Source organism: Natrinema salifodinae, from assembly GCF_900110455.1.
Lineage (GTDB): Archaea > Halobacteriota > Halobacteria > Halobacteriales > Natrialbaceae > Natrinema > Natrinema salifodinae.
Window position 1 is genome coordinate 61,323 of record NZ_FOIS01000004.1, and the last position, 15,144, is coordinate 76,466.

Annotated in this window: 16 protein-coding genes; 5 read left to right on the top strand and 11 right to left on the bottom strand. The window is 69.4% G+C overall.

The window, feature by feature from the left end; all coding sequences use genetic code 11:
- Positions 1-26 precede the first annotated feature (26 nt).
- The 6 genes from BMY29_RS14660 to BMY29_RS14685 form a co-directional block, all read right to left on the bottom strand.
- Positions 27-764 carry an Lrp/AsnC family transcriptional regulator gene (locus BMY29_RS14660; protein WP_275041246.1) on the bottom strand — a complete coding sequence of 246 codons (738 nt, stop codon included), beginning with the start codon at positions 762-764 and terminating at the stop codon, positions 27-29.
- Between the two features lie 144 nt (positions 765-908).
- Entirely contained in the window at positions 909-1,637 is a 729-nt protein-coding gene (locus BMY29_RS14665) for a guanosine phosphorylase (protein WP_049989651.1), read from the bottom strand.
- 162 nt (positions 1,638-1,799) lie between these two features.
- Positions 1,800-2,123 carry a HalOD1 output domain-containing protein gene (locus BMY29_RS14670; RefSeq protein ID WP_049989652.1) on the bottom strand — a complete coding sequence of 108 codons (324 nt, stop codon included), beginning with the start codon at positions 2,121-2,123 and terminating at the stop codon, positions 1,800-1,802.
- Positions 2,124-2,263: 140 nt separating this feature from the next.
- Positions 2,264-3,151 (bottom strand): ATP-dependent ribose-1-phosphate kinase, encoded by an 888-nt coding sequence (locus BMY29_RS14675; protein WP_049989653.1) that lies wholly within the window; start codon positions 3,149-3,151, stop codon positions 2,264-2,266.
- 120 nt (positions 3,152-3,271) lie between these two features.
- Positions 3,272-4,093 carry a DUF63 family protein gene (locus tag BMY29_RS14680; RefSeq protein ID WP_049989654.1) on the bottom strand — a complete coding sequence of 274 codons (822 nt, stop codon included), beginning with the start codon at positions 4,091-4,093 and terminating at the stop codon, positions 3,272-3,274.
- A 120-nt stretch (positions 4,094-4,213) separates the two neighbouring features.
- On the bottom strand, positions 4,214-5,179 hold the full coding sequence (locus BMY29_RS14685) for a ribose 1,5-bisphosphate isomerase (RefSeq protein WP_049989655.1): 966 nt from the start codon (positions 5,177-5,179) through the stop codon (positions 4,214-4,216).
- 72 nt (positions 5,180-5,251) lie between these two features.
- Here BMY29_RS14685 and deoC point away from each other — a divergent pair, with 72 nt between their 5' ends.
- Positions 5,252-5,887 (top strand): deoxyribose-phosphate aldolase, encoded by a 636-nt coding sequence (deoC, locus tag BMY29_RS14690; protein ID WP_049989656.1) that lies wholly within the window; start codon positions 5,252-5,254, stop codon positions 5,885-5,887.
- 55 nt (positions 5,888-5,942) lie between these two features.
- Complete coding sequence (locus tag BMY29_RS14695; protein WP_049989657.1) at positions 5,943-7,403, top strand: HPP family protein; 1,461 nt, start codon at positions 5,943-5,945, stop codon at positions 7,401-7,403.
- Between the two features lie 31 nt (positions 7,404-7,434).
- On the opposite strand, the gene BMY29_RS14700 is transcribed toward BMY29_RS14695, so the two are convergent.
- From BMY29_RS14700 to BMY29_RS14710, 3 genes are all read right to left on the bottom strand, one after another.
- A complete protein-coding gene (locus BMY29_RS14700) occupies positions 7,435-8,616 on the bottom strand; it encodes an NAD-binding protein (protein WP_049989658.1) in 1,182 nt (393 codons plus the stop codon).
- Positions 8,617-8,691: 75 nt separating this feature from the next.
- Positions 8,692-9,111, bottom strand: a complete 420-nt coding sequence (locus BMY29_RS14705; RefSeq protein WP_049989659.1) for a universal stress protein — start codon at positions 9,109-9,111, stop codon at positions 8,692-8,694.
- A 141-nt stretch (positions 9,112-9,252) separates the two neighbouring features.
- Entirely contained in the window at positions 9,253-9,480 is a 228-nt protein-coding gene (locus tag BMY29_RS14710; RefSeq protein ID WP_049989660.1) for a DUF8015 family protein, read from the bottom strand.
- 136 nt (positions 9,481-9,616) lie between these two features.
- On the opposite strand from BMY29_RS14710, the gene BMY29_RS14715 reads away from it, so the two are divergent.
- From BMY29_RS14715 to BMY29_RS14725, 3 genes are all read left to right on the top strand, one after another.
- Positions 9,617-10,900: a DUF8167 domain-containing protein gene (locus BMY29_RS14715; protein WP_049989661.1), complete on the top strand. Its 1,284-nt coding sequence runs from the start codon at positions 9,617-9,619 to the stop codon at positions 10,898-10,900.
- 64 nt (positions 10,901-10,964) lie between these two features.
- Positions 10,965-12,341 (top strand): DUF8167 domain-containing protein, encoded by a 1,377-nt coding sequence (locus BMY29_RS14720; protein ID WP_049989662.1) that lies wholly within the window; start codon positions 10,965-10,967, stop codon positions 12,339-12,341.
- Positions 12,342-12,372: 31 nt separating this feature from the next.
- Positions 12,373-12,663, top strand: coding sequence for a ubiquitin-like small modifier protein 1 (locus tag BMY29_RS14725; protein WP_049989663.1), 291 nt, complete (start codon positions 12,373-12,375; stop codon positions 12,661-12,663).
- 89 nt (positions 12,664-12,752) lie between these two features.
- Here BMY29_RS14725 and BMY29_RS14730 read toward each other — a convergent pair whose 3' ends face one another.
- Both BMY29_RS14730 and gatD read right to left on the bottom strand, forming a co-directional pair.
- Positions 12,753-13,703, bottom strand: a complete 951-nt coding sequence (locus tag BMY29_RS14730) for a GNAT family N-acetyltransferase (RefSeq protein ID WP_049989664.1) — start codon at positions 13,701-13,703, stop codon at positions 12,753-12,755.
- A gap of 96 nt (positions 13,704-13,799) precedes the next feature.
- Positions 13,800-15,104 (bottom strand): Glu-tRNA(Gln) amidotransferase subunit GatD, encoded by a 1,305-nt coding sequence (gene gatD, locus BMY29_RS14735; RefSeq protein ID WP_049989665.1) that lies wholly within the window; start codon positions 15,102-15,104, stop codon positions 13,800-13,802.
- Positions 15,105-15,144: the final 40 nt, after the last annotated feature.

Sequence of the window (15,144 nt, forward strand, 5' to 3'; positions counted from 1 at the left end):
GGTCCGAATCCGGTACGACCGACTCGTCAGGAATCGGCGCTGTCGCTCCCGCTGAAATTCGCGATCGTCTCCTCGGAGACCCCACCCCGCGAGAACAGCGTGACGATGTCGTCGGGCCGGATCTCCGTGTCGCCGTGGGGCGTCACCACGGAGTCGTCGCGCTCGATCGCGATGACGAGCGTGTCGTCGGAGAGGGTGTCACTGCGGGCCGCGTCCTGAATGCTCGTCCCGGCGACCCGGGCGTCCCGATCGACCGTGACTTCGGCGACTTCGGCGTCGCCCGAGAGGCTGATAAAGTCCGTGAGCACGGCGTCCCGCGGGCCATCGTCGGGCCCGTAGGGCGAGTACGCGCAGGTCGTTTCGGTCTGGACCAGAACCTCGTCCTCGATCTCGACACCGAGGTCCGACAGCGAGCGCGCGATCCGGCGCAGATCTTCGGTGTCCTTCCCGACCGCGAGCACGTGTAAGTTCCGCCGGCCGGTCATCAGCTCGCGGACGTTGACGACGCCCGGAATGATCCGCGCCTGGCGTGCGATCGATTCGCGCTCGGAGACCGGGGCGTTGCACATGAAGAGGTTGGGGAGATGGGCCTCGGCCCGTTCGAAGTCGATAGCCGCGTGATAGCCGGTGATGACGTCCCGGTCCTCGAGTTGGGCGATGCGGTTGCGGATCGTGCCGGGGGAGACGTTCACGTCGTCGGCGATCGTCGGGGCCGACGTGTTTCGGGCGTCGTCCATCAACGCGTGGATGATTCGACGATCGATCTCGTCGAGTCAGTGGTCCATATACTTCGCTCGTACTCGGAGCGATACTATATGCTCCGTTGATTCACCGCGGTATCGGCGGCTTTCGGCCGGCATCGGTCACCGCATCGCGAGGGGGACGCAACTGAGAACTGAGCGACAGCGCTACAGTTGGGTCGCGGCCTCGAGCGTGATGTCGATCGCTCGGCCGACGTTGTTCTTCGCCTTGTCCGGCAGTTCGTCGTCCTCGGTGTTCGTCCCCTTCTGCGTGCCCTCGACCAGGTTCCCGTCGACGGTACAGATCGCGCCGGCGCGCAGGCCCTTGCGGCGGGCAAGCGAGAAGACGGCGGCGGCCTCCATCTCGACCGCGAGCAGGCCGGCGGCCTCCCAGTCGTCGACGTGCTCGTCGGTTTCGGCGTAGAAGGCGTCGTCGGAGACGATGGGGCCGACGTGGACGTCCTCGTCGTTCGCTTCGGCGGAGTCGACCAGCGCCGAGAGCACGTCGTAGTCCGGTACCGCGGGGTACTCGGCGGCCTCGTAGCGCTTGCTCGTGCCCTCGTTTTTCGCGGCGCCGGTCGCGACGATCATGTCGCCGATCTCGATCTCCGACTGGAGGGCGCCGGTCGTCCCGACGCGGACGAACGTCTCGACGCCGACGTTTGCTAGCTCCTCGATGGCGATCGCGGCGGAGGGGCAGCCGATCCCCGTCGAGCAAATCGTCAGCTCCCGACCCTCGTAGGTGGCGTTGACGATCTTGTACTCGCGGTTGCTCGCGACCGTCTCCGCCTCGTCGCAGTGGTCGGCGATGCGATCGACCCGTCCCGGATCGCCCGGGATGAGCGCGATGTCTGTCAGCTCTCCGTCGTCGACCAGCAGGTGTGGCTGCGTCGCCATACCGTCGCGTTCCGCGGGCTGCGAGAAAAAAGGTTCGAGGAAGGGTCGAGGAGCGGCCGATTCGAATCGGCGATCCTCAACGCCACCCCGGGTCCCCGCATCCGCTCGGTGTGATAGTGGTGGTGTGGGTGTCGCAAACGGCAGTCGGTCGTCGGTTGTCGGTCAGTGATCACCGCTGGGGGATCGATCAGCCGGACGCACGTCGACGCGCTCGGGTCGGATCGTGACCACTGCGTCGTCGAGTTCGAACTCGACCAGGCCGGTCGCCCGCGCGGTGCCGCGATTGGTCTCGGCGAAGAGACTGTCGAGCGCGTCCGGATCGATGTAGTCGTACAGCTGCGTGCTGGCGCCGGTTACGTCGTCTCCGTAATACCGGGCCAGCGCCATCGCAGCGGCGATACTCGGCGGTTCATCCGCACCTCGTTCGTACTGGACCGGTCGTCGGAGACCGCATCCGTTGGACTGGTTTACCCTTCCTTCCGTCATGTCTCTCAGTCACGAGATCGTGACCATTCACTCGAGTGGGCAACGGCGCCGCCCATATAACTACCGTCAGACAACATCGGGTGAGAACCGCCCGATGGAAGCTGATTTTAGGTGTTCTAGGGATACTAAGTAGGTACCGGTCACGTTCGCCGACTGAGAACGTCCTCGACCGCCGCCGCCGTCGGCGCGCTCCGCGCTCCGTCGCGGCCCGCGGTCAGCGCACCACAGGCGTTTCCGTACGCGAGCGCGCGGTCGATCGCCGCATCCTCGATCCAGGTTGCGAGAAAACCCGCGGCGAAGGCGTCGCCCGCCCCGGCCGTGTCGACGGGTTCGACGTCGAACCCCTCGTGGACGAACTCGCCGTCCGGGGTGTACGCCTCCGCCCCGTCGGCCCCGCAGGTGACGACGACGATCTGCTCGTCGGCCGCCGGGTCGATCGACTCGGCCTCGAACAGGGCCGTCGCCTCCCGGTCGGTCAGGAAGATAATATCGGCGAGTGAGAGCGCCTCACCGTAGTCTCGGTCCGCGAGCCGACGGCCCGGGTCGAAACTGACCGGCACGTCGGCCTCGCTGGCGAGCCTGGCGATCGCCGCGGCCGTGTTCGGGCGCTGCCCCGTGAGGTGGACGTGGTCGGCCGCGCGGATGCGAGCCGGTTCGAGGTCCGCCGGAGTGACGGCCTCGTTGACCCCGTCGTTACCGAGGATCGCGACCTCGCCGCTCTCGTCGACCAGCAGGTACTTGACGGCCGTGTCGGCTCCGTCGATGACCCGGACGCCCCCGATGGAGACGCCGGCGTCCTCGAGTTCGCGCCTGGCGAGCAGGCCGTTGTCGTCGTCGCCGACGCTACCGATCAGTCCGGCGTCGACGTCGAGTCCGGCGAGGGCGGCGGCGACGTTGGCGGCGCTGCCGCCGCCGGACTGGCGTTGCGAGCGGATCGAGGCTTCGCCGTCGGGTTCGGGGAGTCTGTCGACGCGAAGGGTCACGTCCCAGTTGACGTGGCCGGCGGTGAGTACGGTGACCGAATCCATTCCACGATGCTGGAGAAACGATACCGGCCGGGAAAAACCTAGGTGACTGCCTGCGACGCCCGAGGATCCGCGCGCAATCGCGATCGGCCAATCGCTGCAGGAAGCGGGGCTGACGGCCGCTCAGGTCACGATGAACAGCAACACGTTGTGGACGGCCGGACCGAGCCCGACCGCGGCGACCAGCGCCAGAAGCGTCCGGGCCTGTCGGGGCTGTTCTTCGACGTACTCCCGGAACAGCCCGAGGATGACCAGCCCGAGGACGACCTTGACGAGGACGAACAGCCAGCCGGCGCCGACGTACTCGGCGGTCGGCAGCGACTCGCCGGCCTCGAGGATCAGGAGGGACAGCGGGACGTCCTCGCCGACCGCGAGCACATCGTAGCCGATCGCGGTCGTGACGCCGTCTAAGGTGTGGGCGAAGACGACGAGCACGCCGGTCGCGCCCGTGGTCGCCGCAACGTCGGTAAACCAGAGACTCAGCGCGATCCAGGCGATGGTGGTGACGATACCGGTGACGACGACGGCGATGACGGGCCAGAACGGATCGAACGTCCCCGCGTCGATACTCTGGAGGATCGCGACCATCGCGAAGACGGTGAAAAACGCCGTCCCGGCGACGCCGACGAACCTGGCGATCGTCGGCTGAAGCCCGCCGATGTGGAGGAAGACCGCGACGATCCAGACGATTCCAGCGACGATCGCCGTCACGACGTAGACCATCGGCGCGCTGAACAGCGGTTCGATGGCCGGCGGAAACGCGTCCAGCTTGTAGAGGACGTGCAGCGCCGCCCCGAACATCATCCACGGCGCGAAGGCCAGGACCGACCGATCGGTCACCGGCGGGTCGATCGCCCACAGCAGCGCGACGACGCCCCCGAGAATCACGACGGCCGGAACGAGCAGATACCACGGCGGAACGACAAATCCCTCGGGCAAGACCATATAGGGGCTACTGGGTCACACCAGTCACTAACACTTTCCGATTAGCGACGATTCACGAGCGCGAGAGATACACCGCTGAGATGGAGACCGGGATTCCCAGAATAGCGGAAATCGATCGTCTCACGCTTCCCAGGGTTCGTCCGTCGTCTCGCCAAAGAGCTCTCGCATGAGTGTCACGATGCTCTCCGGCGGGAACTGGCCGCGCTCGGTGACGATCGCGTCGACGTACCGCGGCGGGGTGACGTCGAAGGCAGGGTTCTCGACGACCAGGCCGTCGTCCGCATCGTCGAGGTCGTCCTCGGCGGCGAGCACCTCCCGCTCGTCGCGCATCTCGATCTCGACGGTGTGGCCGGTCATCGTGTCAGGGTGGAGCTTGATCGTCTGGGCCGCGACCATCACCGGCACGCCCCGCTCGCGGGCGTTGACCGCCAGGCCGCTGGTCCCGACCTTGTTGACGACGCTGCCGTCGGCCGCGATGCTGTCGGCGCCGACGAGCACGTGATCTGCCCGGTCTAAGTACCGGCGGGCCGCGTTGTCGACGATCAGCGTCACCGGGACGTCCCGCTCGCGCAACTGTCGAGCCGTGATGTGGCCCTGCTTGCGCGGCCTGGTCTCCTTGACGATCGCTTCGATCTCCTTGCCCGCGTCGAGGGCGGCCTCGATACACGAGAGAGCGTCCGTCGAGTGGCAGTGAGTCATCACGATGTCCCCGTCGCGCAGTCGGTTCGCGCCGATCTCGCCGAGTTTGTCCTGGGCCTGGTCGAGGTCGCGCCGGAACGCCTCGGCGCGGGCGATCGTCGATTTCCGCAGGTCGGCGACGGTCTCGCCGTCCGTTCCGCGGAGCACGTACCGGAGAGCGTTCGGGAGGCTGACCGCGGTCGGCCTGGTCTCGTAGAGCGACTTCGCGGCGGCTCGCAGCTGGCGGCGGAACGCCGCCGGGGTCTCGGCCTCGGACCGGTCGGCCTGGCTCGCCAGCGCCGCCGCGGCCGCGTCGGCGATCGTCGCCGCGCCGCGGATCCGCATCGCGGCGATGTCCTCGGCGGTGGATTCGACGGTCGGGGCGACGCCGGGATCGTCGTCGGCCATGCGGACGAGTTACACCCCGCCGGTGAAAAGTGATCGGGCGGCTTTTTGCCCGTCGGGCGAGTCGGGCCGGGTATGGATCGCAGCGAACTCGCCCCCCTGATCGACCACACCGTCCTCGGCCCGGAGACGACCCCCGCCGACGTCCGCGAGGTCCTCGACGCGGCCGCCGAACACGGCATGAACGCCTGTATCCCACCGTACGCGATCGAACTGGCTGCCGATTACGCCCCCGACGTGACCCTCGCGACGGTGATCGGTTTCCCCCACGGCCAACACGCCCCCGAGGTGAAACGCCGCGAAGGCGTGGCGGCCTGGCAGGACGGCGCGGACGAGCTCGACGTCGTGATCAACGTCGGTCGCCTGCGGGCGGGCGACGACGAGGCCGTCAGGAAGGAGCTCGCGGAACTGGTCGCGGCCGTCCCGATCCCGGTGAAGGTGATCATCGAGACCGCGCTCCTGACCGACGACGAGAAGCGGCGAGCCTGCGAGGCCGCCGAAGAAGCCGACGCCGCGATGGTCAAGACCTCGACCGGGTTCGCCGACGGGGGCGCTACCGTCGACGACGTCGAACTCATGAGCGAGTTCCTCCCGGTCAAGGCCAGCGGCGGCATCGGCAGCTACGAGACGGCCGTGGACATGCTCGACGCCGGCGCCGAACGGATCGGCGCCTCCAGCGGCGTCGAGATCCTCGACGGCGCGCCGGAATAGCGCGGGCGACGTCCGATAGGTACTGTTTTGGTCGCTCCCCGTCCAACGGGAGGCTATGCGCGATCGAGTGCGGGCTCGCCTCGTCGCATTCGCGAGACGGCTCCGTCGGCTGGAGCGGCGCGAACTCGACGCCTTCTTCCGGTGGCTCGAACACACCGGGAACCTGTTGCACCTCTCGGTGCTCGTCTTCGTCCCCCTGCTGATCGCCGCGGTGACCTGGCTGGCCAACGCGACCGCGGCCATCTCGTTTCTGCTCTTCCCGCCGCTGGCCTCCGGGGCGTACACCCTCTTCGCCGATCCCGAGGGAACGTACGCCACGCCCTGGAAGTTCGTCGGCGGGATGACCGTCGGCGCCTGCTGTGGCTGGCTCGCGCTCGCACTCGCAAGCGCGATCGGGCTGGACGGCGGCGGCGTCAGCGCCTCCGGCGCCGCGCTCGGCGTCTTCTTCACCGGCACCTGCACCTGGGCGCTCGACTTGGAGGAGCCGACGGCGTTCTCGACCGCCCTGCTCGTGCTCGTGACCGGGAACGCACACGCGGCCTACGTCCTCGGCATCGTCGTCTCGAGTTCGTTCGTCGCGGTCGCGTTCGTCGCCTGGCGACGCCACTTCTACGAGGAGCGTGCCCGATATCTCTACGGGACGACCAGCGGGGACGATCACGTGTTCGTGCCGATGGGAAGCGACGATATCGACGGCGATGCCGACGGCACCGTCGACGAATCGGTCGCTCGCTTCGGCGCGTCGATCGCCGCCGCCCACGACGCCGGCAAGGTGGTCCTCTTCGACGTCGTCGACGAGGGCGCCGCAGCGGAGGCGGTCGGCGAGTCCGGCGGGAACGTCGGCCGGACCGAGTCGGCCGCTACTACGACCGAGCGCGTCGCCGGCGACGCCGCTCGCCGGCTGGAATCGCTCGCGGCCGAGTTAGAGGAGGCGTACGGCGTGCCCTGCGAGTTCGTCGTCGCTGCCGACGGCGGACTTTCTGCGAGTCTCGTCCTGCAGACGGCGCAGCGACAGAACTGCGATCTCATCGTCGCGCCTTACGCCGAGAGCGACCGCGGCGGCCTTTCGCCGTTCATCAAGGGGCTGTTCGACAGCGAGATCGACGTGATCGCCTTCCGGTCGAACGACGGCCGGGAGCGCTGGCGACACGGCCTGGTCGCGGCCCGCGGCGCCGGCGATACCGCGCGGGCGATGCTCGACTTCGCGATTCGGGTCACCGGGTCCCACCGGCCGATCAGCGTCTGTACCTGCATCGACGGCGAGTCGCGTCGCCGTACCGCCGAGAGCACGCTGGCGGACCTGATCGACGCGTTCTCGGGCCGGTTCGAGACCCACGTCGTCAACGCGGCGGTCGAGACGTACCTCACCAGGGTCGCGCCCCGGTACGACGTGTGTTTCGTGGGGTCGAGCACGGACCGGACGACCGCCTCGCGGTTCGTCTCGCCGCCGACGTTCCGGAAACTCCGGGACCTCGAGTGCGACGTGGCGATCGTCCACCGCGGGCGGCGTCGGTAGCCTCGGGATCGAACGGCCGGTCAGTGACCGCTCACTCGCTCTCGAGGATCCGATCGATCAGTTCGGTCTCGTCGCTGCCCAGCGCCGAGCGCACGAGCAGGTGGCCGCCGAGCAGGGCGGGGCTGATGACCGCGTCCGCGCCGGCGCGATCGAGTTTCTTCGTGTTCTCGCGTTCGGTCGCGGCGGCGGCGATCCGCGTGTCGGGCGCGAGTTGGCGCGCGGTGAGGATCGTCAGCGCGTCCTGAGCGTCGTCGTTGGTGGCGACGAGGATCGCCGCCGCGCGGTCGATCTTCGCGCGGTGTAACGGCTCCTCGTCGCTCGGGTCCGCGGTGATGACAGCGATGCCGCGTTCGCTGAGCGCCGACGCCGCCTCGCGGTCGCTGGTCACGACGGCGAACTCCCGGCCGCTGTCCGCGAGTTCGTCGACGATCGGTTCCGTCAGTTCGCCGTAGCCGAGCACGAGGAGGTGCTCGTCGAGCAGTTGGAGCTGTGAGTCGGTCATCTTTCCGAGCGTCTTGGAGATTCTGGCCTGGATCGCGGGGCCGACCAGCGCCCCGATGGCGATACCGAAGCTGGCCACCCCGAGCACGAGGACGGACATGGTAAACAGCATGCCCTCGGTCGAGCCCGGGGCCGGCGTGACGTCGCCGTAGCCGACCGTGCTCGAGGTGATCAGCGTGAAGTAGAAGGCGTCGAGGATGGTGTCGATGCCCTCGAAGTGATCCCGGAGCGCGTAGCCGCCGACGGTCCCGTACAGCTGGACGCCGAGTAGGGCCGCGCCGGCGGCGAGCTGGGTCGTGGTGAGCGAAACCGGCTCGTCGAACCGCTTGCGGGTGAGCAGGAGGACGGGAACTGCGATCAGCGAGAGGGCGACCAGTGGGTACGAGTAGGGGCTCGACTGGAGCAGTCCCTGTGCGGCGGTCAGCGGGAGGAGGAAGAGCGTCGCCCACCAGCCCGCACGAAGTCCGCGCCGGAGCGCGAGCGCGCTGCCGACCATCATGAACCCGGTGAGCGCGCCGGTGAACGCGGCCGCGCTCTGGACGGCCTCGGGGACGTACTCGGCGAGGGGCCCGCCGACGTCGTTCGTCCCGATGTTGACGATCGCCGTCGCGACCGAGAGCAAGGCGACCAGGAGCGCGAGCGCGACGGCTGTCCGCGTTACAGAGACGCGGCGCCCAGGAAGTCGCGCTCGAAGCGACCGATCGTCGGCCATACAGACCGCTGTGCGTCCGCGTTAGTTAAGCGTCCCCGTCTCGGCCCGAATCGCGTCTCCTCGCACGCCAGGCGATTAGCGGACGATGGTCACCGGGACGGGCGAGCGCTTGAACACGGTCTCGGCGACGTCGCCGACGAACAGGCGGTCGACCATATTGCCGCCGTGGCTGCCCATCACGACTGCGTCGTAGTCCTCGGCGCGGGAGACGATCGCTCGCGCCGGCCGCCCGATGGCGACGGCAGTGCCGATCTCAGTGTCGTAGTCGGCGGCCAACTCGCGGGCGCGATCGAAGACCGCTTCGGCGCGCTCTTCTGCAGCCTCCTCGATGTCGTCCTCGAAGGCGATGCTCATCGCGTCGCCCATCATCACGGACGGTTCGGCGACGACCGACAGGACGGTCACGTCGGCGTCGGGGTGGTTCTCGAGCGCGTATTCGAGCGCGCGCTTGGACATCTCGGAGCCGTCCATCGGGACGAGAACGCGATCGAGCATAGGACCGCTACGACGAACGCGCCGATAAACCCCGCCCGTGGTCAGGCCGATTCGGATCGGGCCGACCGGCGGGTACACGGATACGGATACGGTGGACCAGGCGAGCCGGGCGGCGGTCGGGCCGGACCCGCGAGCGGCGGCTCACTTCGGCAGGTCGATCTCGCGGGCCTCTTCGCTCAGGTCTTCAGTCGAGTTTACCGGCCCCCTGAGAAACAGCGTGTGATAGATCAGCGCGATCCCGAGGACCGCCGCCGCGGGCACGGTGAGCGCCGTCGACAGCCCCGTGACGTAGCTGACGACGACCCCGAGCAGCAGGCTGACCAGAATCCCGAGGAGGACCAGATCGTAGTACTGGATCGTGACGCCCATGGATGTCGTACGGTGCGAGCGCGCAAAAACCCGTATCCCGCGTATTCCGTCTCGAACCCACCGAGCCGTCTCGGCGGCCGATCTCCGCTCGCTGCCGACGGTGAATCTTTAACGATCCCGGCCCACCGGACCGACAATGCCATCCCTTCCGGTCGAAGTGCTGCTCGGCATCTACCTCGGGCTGCTGACCGGCATCGTGCCCGCGTTCGTCGCCGGCTCGCTCGGCTTCCTCGTGCGGTACTTCACCGGGGTCACGCTCCCCGGGTTCGGCGTCGTCGTCCTCGCGCTGTCGATCGCCAGCGTCCAGGGCGGGCTGCTCGGTCTCGTCGAGCCCACCATCGCCCAATCCCCGCGGCTGCTGGTCGCCGTGCTGATCGTGCTCATGCTCGCGCTCTACGCCCACAATCAGGGCGACAAGCTCGGGGCCGAACTCCCCCGTCGGCTCTCGCTGACCTCGCTGCGCCAGCGGACGCTCTCGGCCGACGTCGTCGAACTCGTCGGCTCGGTCGGCCAGGTCACCGTCAGACCGACCGGCGAGATCCGTGACATGGAGGGTTATCCGCCGTTGTCACCCGAGCTCCGTGGTGCGCTCAAGATCGGGTCCTGGCGACTGCCCGCCGATCTCCCGCTCTCGGAACTCGAGTCGCGACTCGAGGAGCGGCTCCGGACGGACCACGACCTGACGGACGTCGACGTGACGATCGACGAACGGGCGCGGGCGACGATCGCGGCCGCGCCGCCGTCGGGGACGCTCTCGGGGCGGATCGAGGCGGGCAAGCGCGCCGTCTCGATCGCGACCCTGATCCCGACGGGGCTCGCCCGCGGTGACGAGGTGAAAGTTCGGATCGGCGAGCGATCGATCGCCGGGACGGTGCTGGGCGCCCGGACCGAACTCGACGACGAACGCGCCGAGGCCGCCGCTACCGAAGCGCCGGTCGACGAGGTGGCGACCGACGGCGGCGAGGACGCCGAGCCCGCGACCGCGGCCCCCGCGGCGACATCGAACGGGACCACCGCCGGCGGGCCGGGTCGCGTGACCGTCGCCGTCGCGCGCCGGGACGTCAAGCCGATCCTCGAGGCCGAGTCGCCGCAGCTCGTCGTGCGCTCGCGGGGAACGAGCCGCGAGTTCGAGGCGTTCGCCCTGATCAAGCGCGAGGGGGACGCCGTCCGTCGGCTCACGGTCGGTTCGAGCGGCGGGATCGACGCGATCGCTGAGACCGACACCGACACCGAGCGGACCGTCCCGGACGCGGACGTGACGATCCTCGCGGTGCGACGGCAGGGCAGCGAGACGAGCGGGCGCCGCCACGGCTGGGTGTTCGCCCCGGGAATCGAACGGCGGCTCGAGGCCGGCGACGAAGCGTTCGTCGCGGGGCCCGAGGAAGCCGTCGAGGCGTTCGCGGAGGGAACCGCGCGATGAGGCGAGCCGTGGCCGTCGACGCCGATCGCGCCCGCGTTCGGTCCGGCATCGGAGGTGCGTCCCGGTGGTAGATCCCGCCCTCGCCCAGGTCACTCTCGACGGGATCGTCTCGACCGAGACGCTGCTGGAGGCGCTCGTCGGGATCCTCGGCTTCGCACTGCTCGCGGCCGGGACCGCGGCCGGCGCGGCTTTCACCTACCGCTGGTACAGCGGGACCGAGATCCCCGAGGGCGTCGCGGTCCTCGCCGGCGTTACGATCGTCGCGCTCTGGCTGAACACCCAGACCGCGCTCCAGGAGGCGATCATCGGCGACACGGGTCTGACCGAACCGGGAACCGCGGTCTACACCGTCGCCGCATTCGTCGCCAGCGCGGTTGCCGCCGACGGCGGCCGACGGCTCGGCAATTACCTCGCGCGGGACGTGTTCGCGGTCGCCTCGCCGCGGTCGATCGCCGAGGTCGGCCAGCTCGTCCGCTCGGCCGGCCGCGTCGTCGCCGTCGAACTGCCCGACCAAATCGGCGACATCGACGGCTACGACCCGGTCGACGACGCGGTGAAGGAGGAACTCGCGGGCCAGACGCTCCTCTTCCCCCGCCGGCTCGCCGGCGACGAACTGCGCGAGCGCCTGGTCGCCCGCCTCGAGCGCGACTTCGGGGTCGGCCACGTCGACGTCGACCTCGCGGCCGACGGAACGGTCGATTACTTCGCAGTCGGGAGCCGCCCCGCGGGGATCGGGCCGACGCTCGCGCCGGGGACGGTCGCCGTCGCGCTGGAGGCCGACCCCGCGGCCGACGCCAGCCCCGGCGACGCGGTCCAGATCTGGACCCGCGACGGCGAGGGTGACGGGAGCGGCGGCGGAACCGCCAGGCGGGTTGCCGGCGGCGAACTGCGCGGGACCGCTGCCGACGTCGCGACTGTGGCCCTCGACGCCGAGGACGCCCGCGATCTCGACCCCGAGCGGGAGTACCGGCTCGTGACGCTACCCGGCAGCCCCGACGCCGAGCGGGACCTGGTCTCCCTGCTCCGGACGGTCGACGAGACGGTGACGACCGTCACCGTCGGCTCGGACGACCCGCTCGCGGGGCTGCCGATCGATGCGCTGCCGGTACTGGTAGTGGCGCTCGAGCGCGGCGGCGAGAGCGGAGCCGCGAGCGACGACGGCGACGACTCGCTGGCGCTGCCGGCCGGCGACGTCCGACTCGCGGCCGGTGACGTCGCCTACGTGCTCGGCCGGCCGGACGCGCTGCGGCGGGTGACCGAACGGATCCTCGACCGAGGTCGGGAACGGAACCGGGCGCCCGACGGAGACCGCGCGCCGGCGCCGGATTCGGAATCGGACGGCGCCGGGGACAGGGACGGGGACGGCCGCGCAGACAAGTATTCGTCCGCCGACCGGGACCGAAACCGGGATCGAGAACCCGAACAACCGCGGGAGCGGTAGCTACTTGCCTTCGGCACCGATAGCGCCAGGTATGCCAACGGAGTGGAAACTGTTCGCCGATCTCGCCGAACGCGCCGGTGACAAACACTGGACCGTCGACCCCGGAGCCGGCGATACCGTCGGCGACGCGTTTGACGCGCTGCTCGCGGAGGCGCCCGAACTGGAGGAACGCGTGCTCGACGACGACGGCGAGTTGCGCTCGCAGATCAACGTGCTTCGGAACGGAACGAACGTCCTCGTCGAGGAGGAGGGGTTGGCGACGGAACTCGAAGAAGGAGACGAACTGGCGCTGTTCCCGCCGGTCAGCGGCGGCGCGCGATAGGGATACCGACACCGAGAGGGCGGGGGAGCGGCCGCAATCCGCGGTACGGTCATGTGACAGCGACCGACCGTCGCTCGACCAACCGTCGATCAGTCGGCCGTCAGATCGACCCCGAGCACGAAGTCCGGTTCCTCCGCGATTTCGGCGCCCGCGTAGGAGGCGTCGCTGACCGCGCGGGGGGTCTCGGGGATCAGGACCCGCGTCTTATCGGCGCCGCAATCGGCGGCGTCCCGTGCGATCGCCGCGAACAGCGATCGGGCGGCGTCGACGTCGTCCCAGGCGCCGACGCCGTACTCGGCCCAGGTCTCGGTCTCCGTTTTCGCCGCTGTCGCGCCGTTGGAATCGTCCTCGACCGCCTGGTCGTACGTCCGCGACCGGTAGGCCGCCCCCGCCAGGCCGTGCTCTCCGTCGACGGCGAAGACTGCCGTCTCGTCGGCCAGGCGCTCGAAGTCCTCGCGCGTGAGCTCCCGGACGGCCCACGACTCCTCTGGGGCGAGGCCGAGGCCGGCCAGGTGTCCGCGCGCGTCGCTGTGAGTCCAGTAGCGCCAGGCGGCTGCGGGATCGTTCGAGACTCGAGACGGCCCCTCGGCGTCCGGATCGGGTGCCGGATGCGCAAACCGGAACTCGGTGATCGGCTCGAGGTCGCTCGCCCGCGCGGCGCCGAGCGAGGCCGCGTTCCACGAGAAGATCATCACCCGACCGACGGTCGCGCCCTGTTCGCGGGCCCACTCGAAGGTCGCCTCGTTCAGCCGCTGGCTCACGCCCCGCCGGCGGTAGTCGGCCGCGACGCGCATGCCCTGGAACCAGGCCTCGTCGGGCGAGAGCATGACCGCCTGCACGATGCCAGCCGCCTGGCCGTCGATTTCGGCGAGGAAGGTCTTCTTCCCCTGCCCGGGCTCGTCCTCGAGCCAGTCGTGGTAGATCCGCGGGATGTAGTCGCCGCCGCGGTCGGGCCAGATCTCGCCGGTGAAGTCGGCGACGGCCTCGTAGTCGTCGTGGGTCGCGCGTCGTATCTCGAGGGCGGAATCCGAGTCCGTCATTACGCGGTACTCACGCGGTCAGCCGAGAAAGAAGTACACGCCGCGGAACGCGTCGCCGATTTCGTCGCTCGGCGGCGTCCCTATCGCTAGGTCTCTCTACTCCCAGGGAACCGACCGCTCCTGAATCTCGCCGGCCAGCGAGGTGCTCATGGCCTCTTCGACGTCGTCGGCGTGCTCGAGCGCCCACATGAGTTTGACCTTCGCGGTGCCGGGGAGGGTGTCGCCGGCCTCGACGACGCCGGCCTCGAGCAGGTCGCGACCGGTGTCGTAGACCCGGTCGCAGACCCGCCCTTCGAGACACTGGCTGGTCATGACGACCGTCGTGCCGTCCTCGATCAGTTCCTCGATCCGCGGGATGAGGTCCGTGTGGACGTGCCCGAGACCGGTGCCCTCGATGACCAGGCCTGCGGCGCCCTCGACGACGTCGAGGAACTGCGGATCCATCCCGGGCGTGAACTTGAGGAGTTCGACGTCGTCCTCGAGCTCCGGTTCGACGACCAGGTCGGTCTCGCCCCGCTGCCGGTAGTCGCGGCGGAACTCGATCGCCACGGTCTCGCGGCTCGACGCCGCTTGACTATCCGAGGCCGCATCGGCCTCGCTCGTCTCGTAGTCGACGGTACCCAGCGGCTCCGCGCCGACGGTCTCGAAGGCGTCCCGGCGGGAGGTGTGGTTCTTCCGCACGCGCGTGCCCCGGTGGAGTGCGCAGACGTCGTCGGACTCGGTAGCGTGCATGCAGACGAGCACCTCCGCGCAGTCGCTCTTGGCGGCCTCGACGGCCGAGACGGCGTTCATGACGTTGTCCGAGGACGGCCGGTCGGCCGAGCGCTGCGAGCCGGTGAAGACGATCGGCACCGGCGTCTCGAGCATGAACGCGAGCGTCGAGGCCGAGTACTGCATCGTGTCCGTGCCGTGCATGACGACGACGCCGTCGGCGCCGGCCTCGATCTCCTCGTAGACGGCCTGCGCGAGGTCCCGCCAGATCGGCGGCTCCATGTTCTCCGAGAGGATGTTGGCGACGACGCGGCCGCGGTAGTTCGCGCGGCCCGCCAGGTCCGGCACCGCGCGCAGGACGTCTTCGGCGTCGAACTGCGCCGTGACGGCGCCGGTGCGGTAGTCGACCGTCGAGGCGATCGTCCCGCCGGTCGAGATCAGCGAGATCGTCGGCAGGTCGTCGTCGAACTCGATCTCCGAGGCGGCGCCCTCGTCGCCCGCGGCGTCGGCCCCGTCGATCTCGTAGACGTCCTCCGCGAGGACTTCCACGTCGGCCCCCTCCCGGTCGACGCCGACGTTGTAGCCGCCCTCGAGTTTCACCACGAGGTGATCGTCCGTGCTCGAGGGGAGCAACACGCCTTCGTACGTGCGGTCCGCGCGATCGACGCGGATGCGGTCGCCTGGGTTCATAGATATGGCTCGACGTTGCGCGGCGGCGGACTTGAAGGCA

Bases quoted from the DNA above. Each gene is read 5' to 3' on its own strand.
- BMY29_RS14680 (WP_049989654.1), bottom strand. From the start codon at position 4,093: ATGGTCTTGCCCGAGGGATTTGTCGTTCCGCCGTGGTATCTGCTCGTT.
- BMY29_RS14665 (WP_049989651.1), bottom strand. From the start codon at position 1,637: ATGGCGACGCAGCCACACCTGCTGGTCGACGACGGAGAGCTGACAGAC.
- gatD (WP_049989665.1), bottom strand. From the start codon at position 15,104: ATGAACCCAGGCGACCGCATCCGCGTCGATCGCGCGGACCGCACGTAC.
- BMY29_RS14670 (WP_049989652.1), bottom strand. From the start codon at position 2,123: ATGACGGAAGGAAGGGTAAACCAGTCCAACGGATGCGGTCTCCGACGA.
- BMY29_RS14710 (WP_049989660.1), bottom strand. From the start codon at position 9,480: ATGGGCGTCACGATCCAGTACTACGATCTGGTCCTCCTCGGGATTCTG.
- BMY29_RS14730 (WP_049989664.1), bottom strand. From the start codon at position 13,703: ATGACGGACTCGGATTCCGCCCTCGAGATACGACGCGCGACCCACGAC.
- BMY29_RS14700 (WP_049989658.1), bottom strand. From the start codon at position 8,616: ATGGCCGACGATCGGTCGCTTCGAGCGCGACTTCCTGGGCGCCGCGTC.
- BMY29_RS14705 (WP_049989659.1), bottom strand. From the start codon at position 9,111: ATGCTCGATCGCGTTCTCGTCCCGATGGACGGCTCCGAGATGTCCAAG.
- BMY29_RS14725 (WP_049989663.1), top strand. From the start codon at position 12,373: ATGCCAACGGAGTGGAAACTGTTCGCCGATCTCGCCGAACGCGCCGGT.
- BMY29_RS14675 (WP_049989653.1), bottom strand. From the start codon at position 3,151: ATGGATTCGGTCACCGTACTCACCGCCGGCCACGTCAACTGGGACGTG.
- deoC (WP_049989656.1), top strand. From the start codon at position 5,252: ATGGATCGCAGCGAACTCGCCCCCCTGATCGACCACACCGTCCTCGGC.
- BMY29_RS14685 (WP_049989655.1), bottom strand. From the start codon at position 5,179: ATGGCCGACGACGATCCCGGCGTCGCCCCGACCGTCGAATCCACCGCC.
- BMY29_RS14695 (WP_049989657.1), top strand. From the start codon at position 5,943: ATGCGCGATCGAGTGCGGGCTCGCCTCGTCGCATTCGCGAGACGGCTC.
- BMY29_RS14715 (WP_049989661.1), top strand. From the start codon at position 9,617: ATGCCATCCCTTCCGGTCGAAGTGCTGCTCGGCATCTACCTCGGGCTG.